The following is a 14,153-nucleotide window of genomic DNA, read 5'->3' as shown; positions in this document are numbered from 1 at the left end:
GCTCGTCTGCGCAGCTCAAGAGGGTAAGGGGAAGGGCGTGCCATGACTCGATCCTCTCAAATGATCGAGTCCCTACCGAACCCGGAACGGTTCACTCCCAGGGGTGAGCGTCGACGATTGCTTGCTGCCAGGGAACGAGGGCGATGGAGCGCTCGTGCTTCCTGCCGGGGCCGTGCTGAGGGAACAGGCAGAGCAGGTGCTTCGAATAGACCTTGACGTTGCGGCAGCCGGTCTTGCGAACGCGGCAGACGGAGTTGGCGGGGAACACCGCGCGCATCGCTTGCTCACAGGCGTCCATGAGGCCGGGCCAGGATTCGGCGCACGTGATCATGAGGTTCGGGACCCGGTGTTCGGAGTAGCGGCTGACATGGCCGTCGCCCAAATAGAGACCGAGCAGGTAGCTGTACGCCGCTGCCTCGAGAGCTCCGCCATCGCATCGCGGGCACTTCGGATCGCGCTTCCCTGGGCACTCGCCGCGTTTGGCCCTGTCCAGATGCTTCCAATAGGAGACGGTGCCCGGCGGGACGTTGAACGTGCGCGCGACTTCTGCGTTGCTGACGCCATCGCGCAGCAGTGTGATCGCCTTCTGTCGAACGTGAGTGCCGTGAAGGTTCATGCGATAACTCTGGGTGAGTGATCGTGACGACACGCAGCAAAAAGCGGATGTTCACGAGAACGTGAGCATCCGCTTTCTTGAATGTGCCCGGTGTGGGATTCGAACCCACATGCCCTAAGGCACGGTGGTTTGAGCACCGCGAGTCTGACCAGTTCCTCCAACCGGGCAGGTTGGTGAGCTGTCCGGAAGTGTACCGGGTCACCGCAGCTCCCTGCCTCTAGGTAGGCTGCATAAGCAGCAGTACCTGCCCGGCCCGCAACAAGGAGCCCCCGTGACCGCCCCCGAGTCGCCCCAGCCCGTGGACGCGCCCGACGACGACAAGTCGCACGTGCCTCCGCTGACGACCCGTGTCGTCATTGCCGAGGACGAGGCGCTGATTCGTCTCGATCTCAAGGAGATGCTGGAGGAGGAGGGCTACAGCGTTGTCGGTGAGGCCGGTGATGGTGAGCGGGCTGTGGAGCTGGCCCGTGAGCACAGGCCGGACCTGGTGATCCTCGACGTGAAGATGCCCAAGCTGGACGGTATCTCCGCCGCGGAGAAGATCGCGGAGGAGCGCATCGCGCCGGTCCTCATGCTCACCGCGTTCTCGCAGCGCGATCTCGTCGAGCGGGCTCGTGACGCCGGTGCGATGGCGTACCTGGTGAAGCCGTTCAGTAAGAGTGATGTGGTGCCGGCGATCGAGATGGCGGTGTCGCGGTTCACGGAGCTGAGGGAGCTGGAGAACGAGGTCGCGGATCTCACGCTGCGTCTGGAGACGCGGAAGCTGGTGGATCGGGCGAAGTCGATTCTGCAGACGTCGTACGGGTTGACGGAGCCGGCGGCGTTCCGGTGGATTCAGAAGACGTCGATGGATCGGCGTATGTCGATGCAGCAGGTTGCTGAGGCGGTCATTCTGGACGCTGATGAGAAGAAGGCGAACAAGGGCTGAGGTCGGCTGGTCACGTACGAGGCCCGCGCCCCCGGAGAATCGGGGCGCGGGCCTTGTCGTGTGCCCGGGAGGGCTGGGGTGTCAGTCTTCGCCGAGGTAGGCCTTGCGTACGGATTCGTCGTGCAGGAGGTCTTGTCCGGTGCCGGAGAGGACGATTTTGCCGACTTCCATGACGTGGCCGTGGTCTGCGAGGGAGAGTGCGGCCTGGGCGTTCTGCTCGATGAGCAGGATGGTGGTGCCCTGGGCTTTGAGTTCCTGGATGGTGGCCATGATTTTCTGCATCATGATCGGTGAGAGGCCCATGGAGGGTTCGTCGAGCATGAGGAGTTTGGGTCGGGACATGAGGGCGCGGCCCATGGCGAGCATTTGTTGTTCGCCGCCGGAGAGGGTGCCTGCGGCTTGTTTTTTGCGTTCTCCGAGGATGGGGAAGAGGTTGTAGGCGCGTTCGATGTCTTTTTCGATGCCTTCTTTGTCGGTGCGGAGGAAGGCGCCGAGGCGGAGGTTGTCCTCGATGGTCATGCGCGGGAAGATGCGCCGGCCTTCGGGGGAGTGGGCGAGTCCCAGGGCGACGATTTTGTGTGCTGGGGTTTTGTTGAGGGACTTGCCGTCGAATTTGATGTGTCCGGCGAGGGGTTGGAGGAGGCCGGAGAGGGTGCGGAGGGTTGTGGTTTTGCCGGCGCCGTTGGTGCCGATGAGGGTGACGACTTCGCCTGCTTCGACTTTGAAGGAGATGCCTTTGACGGCTTCGATCTTGCCGTAGGCGACCTTGAGGTCTTCGACCTCGAGCAGCGCGGTCACTTGGGGTCTCCTTCGGTGGTGCTTTGCGTCTCGGCGGCTTCGACTTCGGCGATCTCCTCGGAGCCGGGTGCGCCTTCGAAGGGGGTGCCTAGGTAGGCGGCGATGACGCGTTCGTCGGCTTGGACGACTTGGGCGGTGCCTTCGACGAGTTTTTCGCCTTGGACGAGGACGGCGACTCGGTCGCAGAGGTTCATGATGAACCGGATGTCGTGTTCGATGACGAGGACGGCGATGCCTCGGTCGCGGATGGCGAAGACGAGTTCTTCGGTGGTGCGGGTTTCTTGGGGGTTCATGCCGGCGGTGGGCTCGTCGAGGAGGAGGAGTCCTGGTTCGCTGGCGAGTGCTCGGGCGATTTCCAGTTTGCGTTGTTCGCCGTAGGGGAGGTTGCGGGCGAGGTGGTCGGCTTTTGCGGCGAGGCCGATGAACTCGAGGAGTTCCATGGCGCGTTCGCGTGATTCCGCTTCGGCTTTTTTGAAGCTGGGGAGGCGGAGGAGGGCTGACCAGAGGCCTTCGTTGGTGCGGGTGTGGCGGCCGACGAGGACGTTTTCCAGGACGGTCATGTTGGCGAAGAGCCGGATGTTCTGGAAGGTGCGTGCGATGCCGGCTTGGGTGACGAGGTGGGGTTTGGGGGGGAGGACGGTGCCTTTGTAGGTGACCGTTCCGCTGGTGGGGATGTACAGGCCGGTGAGGCAGTTGAAGAAGGTGGTTTTGCCTGCGCCGTTGGGGCCGATGAGTCCGACGATTTCGCCGCTGTTGACGGTGAGGTCGACGGAGCGTACGGCGGTGAGGCCGCCGAAGCGCATGGTGACGTCGCTGGCGTCGAGGACCGTGGTGGTGGCGGTGGTTGTGGTGGTCATCGCGTTCACGCCCCTGCCTTGGCGATGCCGGTGGCACCGTCGGGTAGTGGTGTGTCCTTGGGTACGTCGAGTTGGCCGGTTTCGTGGAACTCGAGTTGTTTCCTGCGGTCGGCGACGAGGCCTTCGGGCCTGAAGCGCATGAGGAGCATGAGTGCGAGGCCGAAGAGGAGGAGTTGGTAGTCCGCCATGAACTGGAGTTTGGCGGGGATGAGGTAGAGCAGTGCGGCGCCGATGAGGGGGCCGCTGATGGTGCCCATTCCGCCGAGGATGACTGCGGCGAGGAGGAAGGCGGAGTTGGGTGGTACGGAGCCGGCGAACTGGTATTGCTCGGGGGTGACGCTGTAGGACACGTGGGCCTGGACGGTGCCGGCGAGGCCTGCGAGGGAGGCGCCGAGGGCGAAGGCGAGGAGTTTGAGGCGGAAGCCGTTGATGCCCATGGCGGTGGCGGCGGTTTCGTCTTCGCGGATGGCGACCCAGGCGCGGCCGATGCGGGATTCTGCGGAGCGGCGGAAGACCATGACGACGATGGCCGTGAACAGCAGCATCAGCAGGTAGTAGTTGCCGGAGCGGGTGAGTTCGTGGCCGAGGACGTCGTGTGGCAGTCCGAGGTTGAACCCGAAGATCTCGAGGTCGGGGATGTTCGGGATGCCGTTGGAGCCGTTGGTGACGTCGGGTCCGCTGTTGCCGTTGAGGTTGTTCATGGTGATGCGGAAGATCTCACCGAAGCCGAGGGTGACGATGGCGAGGTAGTCGCCGCGCAGCCGCAGTGTGGGGGCGCCGATGACGACGCCGAAGATGAGTGAGGCGGCGGCGCCGGTGAGGGCGGCTGCCCAGAAGGGGAAGTGGACGCCGATGGAGGATTGCGGGCTGCCGGAGACGAGGGCTGCGGCGTAGGCGCCGACGCCGAGGAAGGCGACGTATCCGAGGTCGAGGAGGCCGGCGAGGCCGACGACGACGTTGAGGCCCAGGGCGACGGTGGCGAAGATGAGGATGTTGGCGCCGATGAGGGCGAACTGGTCGTTGCTCTGGGTGAAGGGGAAGCAGATCGCGGCGACGAAGGCTGCGGTGCTGGTGATGTTGCGGTGTTTGGCGGTGAGCGCTGAGAGGCGCTTGAGGAGGCCTGCGCGGGTGATGGCGGTGAAGCCGAAGGCCGCGATGATCAGGAAGCCGATGAACAGTTCGGAGTATTCGGTGCTGATGCCGTACGCGAAGACGTAGAGGCCGATGCCGAAGCCTGCCGCGATGATGAGGATCTCGAGCCAGGAGGGGAGTTCCTTGGCGGGGCGGGGGTCGGGGGCGGTGAGGGTGTGGCGGAATCGTCCCCAGAGGTTGGGGTCGGGGTCGTCGTCGGCGTAGGGCTGGTCGACCGGGAGGCCGAGGGCGCCGATGACGGCGATGAGGGAGCCGATGCCGGAGACCCAGGCGCCGGGGTCGAGGTTGACGAGGCCGCCGAGTTCGTCGCTGATGGCGCCCATGGCGTAGCCGGTGGTGCCGAGGACGCCGAGGGTGAGCAGGACGACGGGGCTGTTGGTGCCGCCGGGGGTGAGCCAGCCGAGGCCTCGGACGGGGTGGCCGGAGAGGGTGAAGAGGATGGTGAGGGCGGCGCCGACGAGGGTGAGGATCTGGAGGCCGCCGGGGTAGCCGGTGACGGTGAGGTTGCCGGGGAATTCGTTGGTCCAGGTCCAGGCGAGGAAGGTGCCGACGAGGGCGGTGGCGGCGCCGATGAGGGTGAGGGCGCGGGCCGGGGTGGGGGGGAGGGGGATGAGGGGGGTCGCTTTTGGTGTGGGCGACTTGGTGGTGTCGGTGGTGCTGTTTGCGGGGTTTTCGATGGTCATGGGTATCACGCCCTGTCCGCGACGCGCTCGCCGAGCAGGCCTTGTGGCCTGAGCAGGAGGACGAGGATGAGGAGGGCGAAGGCCCAGACGTCCTTCCAGGCGCCGCCTCCGAAGAGGTTCATGCCGGGGATGTCGCCGATGTAGCCGGTGGCGAGGGATTCGGCGATGCCGAGGACGAGGCCGCCGAGCATGGCGCCGTAGATGTTGCCGATGCCGCCGAGGACGGCGGCGGTGAAGGCTTTGAGGCCCATGAGGAAGCCCATGCGGAAGCCGACCTGGCCGTTTTTGAGGCCGTAGGCGACGGCTGCGACGGCTGCGAACGCGGCGCCGATGGCGAAGGCCATGACGATGATGCGGTCGGTGTTGATGCCCATGAGTTTGGCGGTGTCGGGGTCCTGGGCGGTGGCCTGCATGCCGCGTCCGGAGCGTGTCTTGGTGACGAAGAGGCCGAGGGCGATCATGCAGACGGGGGCGGCGATGAGGACGAAGAGGTCACCGCGCTGGATGTTGGCGCCGAGGAAGTCGAAGGGGCCGCCGCTGAACTGGGGGAAGGGGCGGTCCTTCTTGGCGTCGGGGTACCACTTCCATACGACCTGCTGGAGGAGGATGGAGAGGCCGATGGCGGTGATGAGGGGCGCGAGGCGGGGTGCGGTGCGCAGGGGCCGGTAGGCGAAGCGTTCCGCCGCGGTGGCGACGGCGACGGAGACAACGATGCCGCCGAGGATCATGAGGGGGACGGCTGCGCCGAGGGCGAAGCCGTTGGGGAGCCAGAGGTAGACGGTGAGGGCACCGAAGCCTCCGACCATGAAGATCTCGCCGTGGGCGAAGTTGATGAGCTGGACGATGCCGTAGACCATCGTGTAGCCGATCGCGATGAGACCGTACATCGCGCCGAGGATGAGTCCATTCGCCAGCTGTTGCGGCAGTTCGTTCACCGCAGGGCCTCCGTGGAGTATTCGGATATGGCGCCGCGCGGGAGCGCTGGTGGGCGCCCCCGCGCGGCCTGGATCAATGCGTGCGTGGGGGAGGGCTCGTTACTCGGCCTCGCTCAGCTGATCTTGGGTGCGGCGCTGTATTCGGGCGTCCACTTGTTGTTCTTGATCTTGTAGGCGGTCATCGTCGTGTTCGTGGTGTCGCCGAACTCGTCGAAGGAGATGGGGCCGGTGACGCCGTCGAACTTGATCTTGGACATGGCGTCGAGGACTGCCTTGCGGCCGTCGGCCGGGACCTTGCCGTCGTTGCCTTCGACGGCCAGCTTGACGGCCTCGATGATGGACCAGGTGGCGTCGTAGGTGAGGCCGCCGTAGGCCTCGTAGGCGTCCTTGTAGCCCGCGGCCTTGTAGTTCGCGATGAACTCCTTGGCGGAGGGGAGCTGCTCGACGGGCTTGCCGACCGAGGTGGCGAGGTCGCCTTCGGCCTTCTTGTTGAGCGTGGGGTACTCGCCGGAGTAGATGCCGTCGCCGCCCATGAGCGGGATGGCCAGGCCGCTGTCCTTGAGCTGCTGGCTCAGGGGGGCGGCGGCGGGGTACTCACCGCCGTAGTAGAGGGCTTCGGGGCCGGTCTTCTTGATCTTTGCCACGACGGCGTTGAAGTCGCGGTCGTCGGGGTTGACGTGGTCGCTGCCGACGATGGAGCCGCCGAGCTTGGTGAAGTTGGTCTTGAAGGAGGCGGCGAGGCCGGCGCCGTAGGTCTTCTGGTCGTCGATCAGGTAGACCTTCTTGATGCCGGCCTTGGAGTAGAGGTACTCGGCGGCGAAGGCGCCCTGGATCTCGTCCGTGGTGGCGGTGCGGAAGAAGGTCTTGAACTGGCGGACCGAGTTGCCGGTCTTCCAGCCGTCGCCCTGGGTGAGCTCGGTGCCGGTGTTGGCGGGCGAGACCTGGGTGAGGCCGGCGTCGTTGAACGGCTTCTGCATCTGCTGGGAGACGCTGGAGTTCAGGGGGCCGACGACACCGAGGACGGTCTTGTCGCTGATGAACTTCTGGGCGTTCTGCTGGCCGACGGAGGGCTGGGCCTGGTCGTCGAGGGGCTCGACCTTGAACTCGACGCCCTTGACGAACTCTTCCTTGTTGGCCGTCTTGGCGGCGAGGTCGGCGGAGTTCTTGATGCCGAGGCCGAGGGCGGAGAGGTCGCCGGTGAGCGGGGCGTCGACACCGATCACAACCGTGGTCTTGTCGCTGCTGCTGCCGCCGCTGTCATCTCGTGACCCACAGGCGGTGAGTGTCAGCGATCCCGCCGCGAGCGCGGCGGTGAAAGCGATGATCGAACGTTGACGCACGAATCAGGTCCTTTCCCTGGCACGGCGGCTCCCCGTGGAACGCACCGAGTCGGGCGCTGGGTCGAATGACTTCGAATCCGCTGGCGCGGTGACTGGGCGTGACTCTAAGCGGGCGCGGGGAATGTCGAGGAGTGTCTCGCCCAGGCTGTGACTCTCTTGTTATGACACGTCGTAATGCAGAGCGGTGCGCGGCGGGTGATTGTGCGGAATTACAGCCGATTCGCCCCGTCCGCATGGTGAGAACCCGCAGGATGCGCGCGGGAGGTTTCAGCAGTGTTCTCGGGTTTTGGTACTGACGGAATGTCGTTGCCGCGGGCGACTTGCACGGTCTGCGGGGAGTGTTCGGGCGGGCTGCCCGACCGGGAGGGTGCCGTGGTCTTGCATTGCGTGCGTGTAACGCAGAGTTACGGGCGAGTAGGGGTCCGCCGGTGTTTGTCGGTGCATTCCGTATTGCGGTGATGTGCGGTCGATCGGTGCTCATCCCCAGGGGCCGTTGCTGGGGCCGCCCTCGCGGTACCAGGCGTCGCAGCCCGCGCGCGCCCTGCGCTCGATCAGGCGGTCGGCGTCCTCCGCTTCGCCGCGCTCGAGTTCGGCGCGGGCGGCGTCCACGACGTCCCTGAGGATGTTGAACTGACCGTCGGACAGGCCCATCGACTGGTAGTCGCCATAGGTGTCGTCCTTGAGCTGCCTGCGCGACCAGTACGTGATGATCTGCGTGCAGAGGACCTCGGGCGGGGTGGCTTTCGGTGAGGGTGAGAGGGTTCCGGTCGCCGTGCCGCCTTGGGCGTCCCCGGTGTCGGTCCCTCCGCATCCGGTGGCCGCGCCGCCCAGGAGGACCAGTGCGAGCGCGAGTCCGAGTGCCGCGTGCGGTGCGCGGGGCCGTCGCCTAGCCATGGTTCGACGCTAGGCGGCCGGGCGCGTGCGGGCAACTGCGGTGCCCCTGGCGCCTGTTCGGCGCGTGCCCTCCGCATCCACGCCCGCCCTCAGCGGGGCCTGAGCGGGCCTCAGCCGGTCGTGCCGGTGTGGGCCGCGTCGGCGGGCGGTGCGTCGCGCAGCAGGCAGGTCAGGCGGGCGGTGCAGACGCGGCGCCCCTCCGCGTCGCTGATCACGATCTCGTACGTCGCGGTGGACCGGCCCCGGTGCACCGGGGTGGCCACTCCGGTCACCAGGCCCGAGCGCGCTCCTCGGTGGTGTGTGCAGTTCAGGTCGACGCCCACCGCGATCTTCGAGCTTCCGGCGTGCAGCATGGAGCCCACCGATCCGAGGGTCTCGGCGAGGACGGCCGAGGCGCCGCCGTGCAGCAGGCCGTACGGCTGGGTGTTGCCCTCCACGGGCATGGTGCCGACGACCCGGTCCGCGGAGGCCTCGACGATCTGTACGCCCATGCGGGTGCCCAGGTGCCCGGCCGAGAACATGGCGACGAGGTCGACGCCGAGCGCCGCGTACTCGTCGATGACCTCCTGGGGAAACGTGGCGTGCTGCTGCTCACCCATGGGGCGGGCTCCGTTCGTCCGGGTCGCTACGACTGCCTGCGCTGAGCAAACGCTCAGTCGGTTGCCGATTGTTCCAGACGTACGACGACGGACTTGCTGGCCGGGGTGTTGCTGGTGTCGGCGGTGGCGTCCAGCGGCACCAGGACGTTGGTCTCGGGGTAGTACGCGGCGGCGCACCCCCGTGCCGTCGGGTAGTGCACGACCCGGAACCCGGGCGCCCGCCGCTCCACGCCGTCCCTCCACTCGCTGACGAGGTCGACGTACGACCCGTCGGTGAGTCCCAGCTTCTGGGCGTCCTCGGGGTTGACCAGGACGACCCGGCGGCCGTTCTTGATGCCCCGGTAGCGGTCGTCGAGGCCGTAGATCGTGGTGTTGTACTGGTCGTGCGAGCGCAGCGTCTGGAGCAGCAGGCGGCCCTCCGGCAGTGCGGGGTACTCGACGGGCGCGGCGGTGAAGTTGGCCTTGCCGGTGGCGGTGGGGAAGCGGCGCTCGTCGCGTGGGGCGTGCGGCAGGGTGAAGCCGCCGGGCTGCGCCACGCGCGCGTTGAAGTCCTCGAAGCCGGGGATCACGCGGGCGATGCGGTCCCGGACGGTGGCGTAGTCCTTCTCGAACTCCTCCCAGGGCGTGCGGCTGTTCTCGCCGAGGACCCGGCGGGCCAGCCGGCACACGATGGCCGGTTCGGACAGCAGTTGTCCGCTCGCGGGCTCCAGGCGGCCCCGGGAGGCGTGCACCATGCCCATGGAGTCCTCGACGGTCACGAACTGCTCGCCACTGCCCTGCAGGTCGCGCTCGGTGCGGCCGAGGGTGGGCAGGATCAGGGCACGCGCGCCCGTGACCGCGTGCGAGCGGTTGAGCTTGGTCGAGACATGCACGGTCAGCCGGGCGCGCCGCATGGCGGCCTCGGTGACGTCGGTGTCGGGGGAGGCGGAGACGAAGTTGCCGCCCATGGCGAAGAAGACCTTGGCCTCGCCGTCGCGCAGGGCGCGGATCGCGCGGACGACGTCGAAGCCGTGCTCGCGCGGCGGGGCGAAGCCGAACTCCTTCTCCAGGGCGTCCAGGAAGGCGGGCGCGGGGCGCTCGAAGATGCCCATGGTGCGGTCGCCCTGGACGTTGGAGTGGCCGCGGACCGGGCAGACACCGGCGCCGGGGCGGCCGATGTTGCCGCGCAGGAGGAGGAAGTTGACGACCTCGCGGATGGTCGGCACGGAGTGCTTGTGCTGGGTGAGGCCCATGGCCCAGCAGACGATGGTCCGCTCGGAGGCGAGGACCATGGCGAGGGTCTCCTCGATCTCCGCGCGGGTGAGGCCGGTCGCGGTGAGCGTCTCGTCCCAGTCGGCGGCGCGGGCGGCCTCGGTGAACTCCTCGTAGCCGTGGGTGTGTTCGCTGATGAAGGCCTCGTCGACGGCGCCTTCCGTCTCCAGGATCAGCTTGTTGAGGAGCCGGAAGAGGGCCTGGTCGCCGCCGATGCGGATCTGGAGGAACTGGTCGGTGAGGGCGGCGCCCTTGAGCATGCCCTGGGGGGTCTGCGGGTTCTTGAAGCGCTCCAGGCCGGCCTCGGGCAGCGGATTGACGCTGATGATCTTCGCGCCGTTCGCCTTGGCCTTCTCCAGCGCGGACAGCATGCGGGGGTGGTTGGTCCCCGGGTTCTGGCCGGCGACGATGATCAGGTCGGCCTTGTAGAGGTCGTCGAGCAGGACGCTGCCCTTGCCGATGCCGATGGTCTCGCTGAGCGCCGAACCGGACGACTCGTGGCACATGTTGGAGCAGTCCGGCAGGTTGTTCGTGCCGAGCTCGCGGGCGAAGAGCTGGTAGAGGAACGCGGCCTCGTTGCTGGTGCGCCCCGAGGTGTAGAAGACGGACTCGTCGGGGGAGCCGAGGGCGGCGATCTCCTCGGCGACGATGTCGAAGGCGCGCTCCCAGGTGACCGGTTCGTAGTGCGTGCCGCCCTCGGCGACGTACATGGGGTGGGTGAGGCGTCCCTGCTGGCCCAGCCAGTAGCCGCTCCTGTTCGCCAGGTCGGCGACGGGGTGCGCGGCGAAGAACTCCGGGGTGACGCGGCGCAGGGTGGCTTCCTCGGCGACCGCCTTCGCGCCGTTCTCACAGAACTCCGCCGCGTGCCGGTGCTCTGGCTCCGGCCAGGCGCAGCCCGGGCAGTCGAAGCCGTCCTTCTGGTTGACGCGCAGCAGGGTCAGGGCGGTGCGCTTCACGCCCATCTGCTGCTGCGCGATCCGCAGGGTGTGCCCGATGGCGGGCAGCCCCGCCGCCGCGTGTTTCGGTTCGGTGACCTGAGGAGCGTCCTGAACCGGATCACCCTTGGGCGGCTTCGTGGCCATCGGACTCTCTCCTTCGCACACACATGTGAGGTACCTCTCCGATCCTCGCACGCGCCGGTGACAACGGGGTTTGCGGGCGCAGGGGGAGCGGCAGCGGTGCTTGCCCTGTGCGTGCCGTCGGTGGCGGGCGGGTCTGACTGTCAGTGGGGCGTGGCAGGATCGGGGGCGTGGCAGAGACAGCATCGAAGAAGACCGACAACAGCCCCGGCGGCAGCCGTCCGCGCCTGATGCTCATGGACGGGCACTCGCTGGCCTATCGCGCGTTCTTCGCGCTGCCCGCGGAGAACTTCACCACCGCGACCGGCCAGCCGACGAACGCGATCTACGGCTTCGCGTCGATGCTGGCCAACACCCTGCGCGACGAGGCGCCCACGCACTTCGCGGTGGCCTTCGACGTGTCGCGCAAGACGTGGCGTTCCGAGGAGTTCACGGAGTACAAGGCCAACCGGTCCAAGACCCCGGACGAGTTCAAGGGCCAGGTCGAGCTGATCGGCGAGGTCCTCGACGCGATGCAGGTCTCGCGGTTCGCGGTCGACGGCTTCGAGGCCGACGACGTCATCGCGACGCTGGCCACCCAGGCCGAGGCCGCGGGCTTCGACGTGCTGATCGTCACCGGTGACCGTGACTCCTTCCAGCTGGTCAGTGAGCACACCACCGTGCTGTATCCGACGAAGGGTGTCTCGGAGCTGACCCGGTTCACCCCGGAGAAGGTCTTCGAGAAGTACGGCCTGACGCCCGCGCAGTACCCCGACTTCGCGGCCCTGCGCGGCGACCCGTCCGACAACCTCCCGGGCATCCCCGGCGTCGGCGAGAAGACCGCGGCCAAGTGGATCAACCAGTTCGGTTCGTTCGCGGAGCTGGTCGAACGGGTCGAGGAGGTCAAGGGCAAGGCCGGACAGAACCTCCGCGACCACCTGGAAGCCGTCAAGCTCAACCGCCGCCTCACCGAGATGGTGCGCACGGTGGAGCTCCCCAAGACGGTCACCGAGCTGGAGCGCGCCCCGTACGACCGCAAGTCGCTCGCGATGATCCTCGACACCCTGGAGATCAGGAACCCCTCCCTGCGGGAGCGGCTGCTGGCCGTCGACCCGGGCGCGGAGGAGGCCGAGGAGAGCCCGGTCGTCGCGGCGGGCGTGGAGGTCGACGGCAAGATCCTCGGCACCGGCGAGCTGGCGCCGTGGCTCGCGGAGCACGGCACGCAGCAGGCGTTGGGTCTCGTCACGGTCGACACCTGGGGCCTGGGCACCGGTTCGGTCGCCGAGGTCGCGCTCGCCGCGTCCGGCGGGGCGGCCGCCTGGTTCGACCCCTCGCAGCTCGACGAGGCCGACGAGAGGGCGTGGGCGGCCTGGCTCGCCGACCCCGAGCGGCCCAAGGTGCTGCACAACAGCAAGGGCGCGATGCGGGTCTTCGCCGAGCACGGCTGGAGCATCGCCGGCGTCGGCATGGACACCGCGCTCGCCGCGTACCTGGTCAAGCCGGGGCGCCGGTCCTTCGACCTGGACGCGCTGTCGCTGGAGTACCTGGGCCGGGAGCTGGCCCCCGCCGCGGCGGCCGACGGGCAGCTCGCGTTCGGCACGGACGACGGGGCCGAGGCCGAGGCGCTGATGGTCCAGGCGCGGGCCGTCCTCGACCTGGGCACGGCCTTCGAGGGGCGCCTTGAGGAGGTCGGCGCCGCGGACCTGCTGCGGGACATGGAACTGCCCACGTCCGCCCTGCTGGCCCGCCTGGAGCGGCACGGCATCGCGGCCGACCGGGCCCACCTGGAGGCCATGGAGCAGATGTTCGCGGGCGCCGTCCAGCAGGCCGTGAAGGAGGCGCACGCGGCGGCCGGACACGAGTTCAACCTCGGCTCGCCCAAGCAGCTCCAGGAAGTCCTCTTCGGTGAGCTGGGCCTGCCGAAGACGAAGAAGACCAAGACTGGCTACACCACCGACGCCGACGCCCTCGCGTGGCTGGCGACCCAGACGGACAACGAACTGCCGGTGATCATGCTCCGGCACCGTGAGCAGGCCAAGCTGCGGGTGACCGTCGAGGGCCTGATCAAGACGGTCGCCGCGGACGGGCGTATCCACACGACGTTCAACCAGACGGTCGCGGCGACGGGTCGTCTGTCGTCGACGGATCCGAACCTCCAGAACATTCCTGTCCGTACCGATGAGGGGCGGGCGATCCGGCGCGGGTTCGTGGTGGGTGAGGGCTTCGAGTCCCTCATGACCGCGGACTACAGCCAGATCGAGTTGCGCGTGATGGCCCATCTGTCCGAGGACGCCGGGCTCATCGAGGCGTTCACCTCGGGTGAGGACCTCCACACCACGGCGGCCTCCCAGGTCTTCGCCGTGGAGCCCGGCGCGGTCGACGCGGAGATGCGGCGCAAGATCAAGGCGATGTCGTACGGGCTGGCGTACGGGCTGTCGGCGTTCGGGCTCTCACAGCAGCTGAACATCGACGCGGGGGAGGCGCGGGCCCTCATGGACGCCTACTTCGAGCGGTTCGGCGGAGTGCGGGACTATCTGCGCCGAGCGGTCGACGAGGCCCGGGCGACGGGATACACGGCGACGCTGTTCGGGCGTCGGCGCTATCTTCCCGACCTCAACAGCGACAACCGTCAGCGGCGGGAGGCGGCTGAGCGGATGGCTCTCAACGCGCCGATCCAGGGCACTGCGGCGGACATCGTGAAGATCGCCATGCTCAAGGTGGACGACGCCTTGCGTGAGGCCGGTCTCACCTCTCGGATGCTGCTTCAGGTCCACGACGAAGTCGTCCTGGAGATCGCACCCGGGGAGCGCTCGGCCGCGGAGGAGATCGTCCGCCGTGAGATGTCGGCCGCGGTTCGGTTGAACGTGCCGCTCGGGGTCTCGGTGGGGGACGGGGCGGACTGGGAGTCGGCGGCGCATTAGCCTGCGGGTTCGGTGGGGGCGGGGGTTTTTGCGCAGTTCCCCGCGCCCCTGAGGTGGGTGGGTGGGTCGGGGGCGGGGGGGGGGGGGGGGGGGGGGGGGGGGGGGGGGGGGGGGGGGGGGG

The 14,153-nt window shown here is 67.9% G+C and carries 10 protein-coding genes, 1 tRNA gene and 1 pseudogene; 2 read left to right on the top strand and 10 right to left on the bottom strand.

The window, feature by feature from the left end:
- Nucleotides 1-94: 94 nt before the first annotated feature.
- Both ACFYRX_RS46645 and ACFYRX_RS46640 read right to left on the bottom strand, forming a co-directional pair.
- A pseudogene (locus ACFYRX_RS46645) lies at nt 95-616 on the bottom strand (helix-turn-helix domain-containing protein); the annotation flags it as partial.
- Between the two features lie 84 nt (nt 617-700).
- Nucleotides 701-783 (bottom strand) — tRNA-Leu (locus tag ACFYRX_RS46640).
- Between the two features lie 104 nt (nt 784-887).
- Between ACFYRX_RS46640 and ACFYRX_RS46635 the strand changes: the two genes are divergently transcribed.
- A complete protein-coding gene (locus tag ACFYRX_RS46635) occupies nt 888-1,544 on the top strand; it encodes an ANTAR domain-containing response regulator (RefSeq protein ID WP_389113529.1) in 657 nt (218 codons plus the stop codon).
- Between the two features lie 81 nt (nt 1,545-1,625).
- Here the strand turns inward: ACFYRX_RS46635 and ACFYRX_RS46630 are convergent, their stop codons facing one another.
- The 8 genes from ACFYRX_RS46630 to ACFYRX_RS46595 all read right to left on the bottom strand — a co-directional run bounded on the left by ACFYRX_RS46630 (nt 1,626) and on the right by ACFYRX_RS46595 (nt 11,135).
- Nucleotides 1,626-2,342 carry an ABC transporter ATP-binding protein gene (locus ACFYRX_RS46630; protein ID WP_389113527.1) on the bottom strand — a complete coding sequence of 239 codons (717 nt, stop codon included), beginning with the start codon at nt 2,340-2,342 and terminating at the stop codon, nt 1,626-1,628.
- Nucleotides 2,339-3,199: an ABC transporter ATP-binding protein gene (locus ACFYRX_RS46625; protein WP_389113525.1), complete on the bottom strand. Its 861-nt coding sequence runs from the start codon at nt 3,197-3,199 to the stop codon at nt 2,339-2,341. Before ACFYRX_RS46625 ends, ACFYRX_RS46630 begins: the two co-directional genes overlap by 4 nt.
- 5 nt (nt 3,200-3,204) lie before the next feature.
- Nucleotides 3,205-5,034: a branched-chain amino acid ABC transporter permease gene (locus ACFYRX_RS46620; RefSeq protein WP_389113523.1), complete on the bottom strand. Its 1,830-nt coding sequence runs from the start codon at nt 5,032-5,034 to the stop codon at nt 3,205-3,207.
- A 5-nt stretch (nt 5,035-5,039) separates the two neighbouring features.
- Nucleotides 5,040-5,969, bottom strand: coding sequence for a branched-chain amino acid ABC transporter permease (locus ACFYRX_RS46615; protein ID WP_389113521.1), 930 nt, complete (start codon nt 5,967-5,969; stop codon nt 5,040-5,042).
- A 113-nt stretch (nt 5,970-6,082) separates the two neighbouring features.
- Nucleotides 6,083-7,294 carry a branched-chain amino acid ABC transporter substrate-binding protein gene (locus tag ACFYRX_RS46610; protein ID WP_389113531.1) on the bottom strand — a complete coding sequence of 404 codons (1,212 nt, stop codon included), beginning with the start codon at nt 7,292-7,294 and terminating at the stop codon, nt 6,083-6,085.
- Between the two features lie 492 nt (nt 7,295-7,786).
- Nucleotides 7,787-8,203, bottom strand: coding sequence for a hypothetical protein (locus ACFYRX_RS46605; protein ID WP_389113519.1), 417 nt, complete (start codon nt 8,201-8,203; stop codon nt 7,787-7,789).
- 110 nt (nt 8,204-8,313) lie between these two features.
- Nucleotides 8,314-8,802 (bottom strand): PaaI family thioesterase, encoded by a 489-nt coding sequence (locus tag ACFYRX_RS46600; RefSeq protein ID WP_389113517.1) that lies wholly within the window; start codon nt 8,800-8,802, stop codon nt 8,314-8,316.
- 53 nt (nt 8,803-8,855) lie between these two features.
- The gene (locus ACFYRX_RS46595; RefSeq protein WP_389113515.1) at nt 8,856-11,135 is read right to left on the bottom strand and encodes an FdhF/YdeP family oxidoreductase; all 2,280 of its coding nucleotides are present in this window, start codon (nt 11,133-11,135) and stop codon (nt 8,856-8,858) included.
- A 167-nt stretch (nt 11,136-11,302) separates the two neighbouring features.
- Between ACFYRX_RS46595 and polA the strand changes: the two genes are divergently transcribed.
- The gene (polA, locus tag ACFYRX_RS46590; protein ID WP_389113513.1) at nt 11,303-14,032 is read left to right on the top strand and encodes a DNA polymerase I; all 2,730 of its coding nucleotides are present in this window, start codon (nt 11,303-11,305) and stop codon (nt 14,030-14,032) included.
- Nucleotides 14,033-14,153: the final 121 nt, after the last annotated feature.

Source organism: Streptomyces sp. NPDC005374 (genome assembly GCF_042872225.1).
GTDB lineage: Bacteria > Actinomycetota > Actinomycetes > Streptomycetales > Streptomycetaceae > Streptomyces.
Note: the sequence above shows the minus strand (reverse complement) of the source record. Positions and strands in the feature narration are given on the sequence as shown.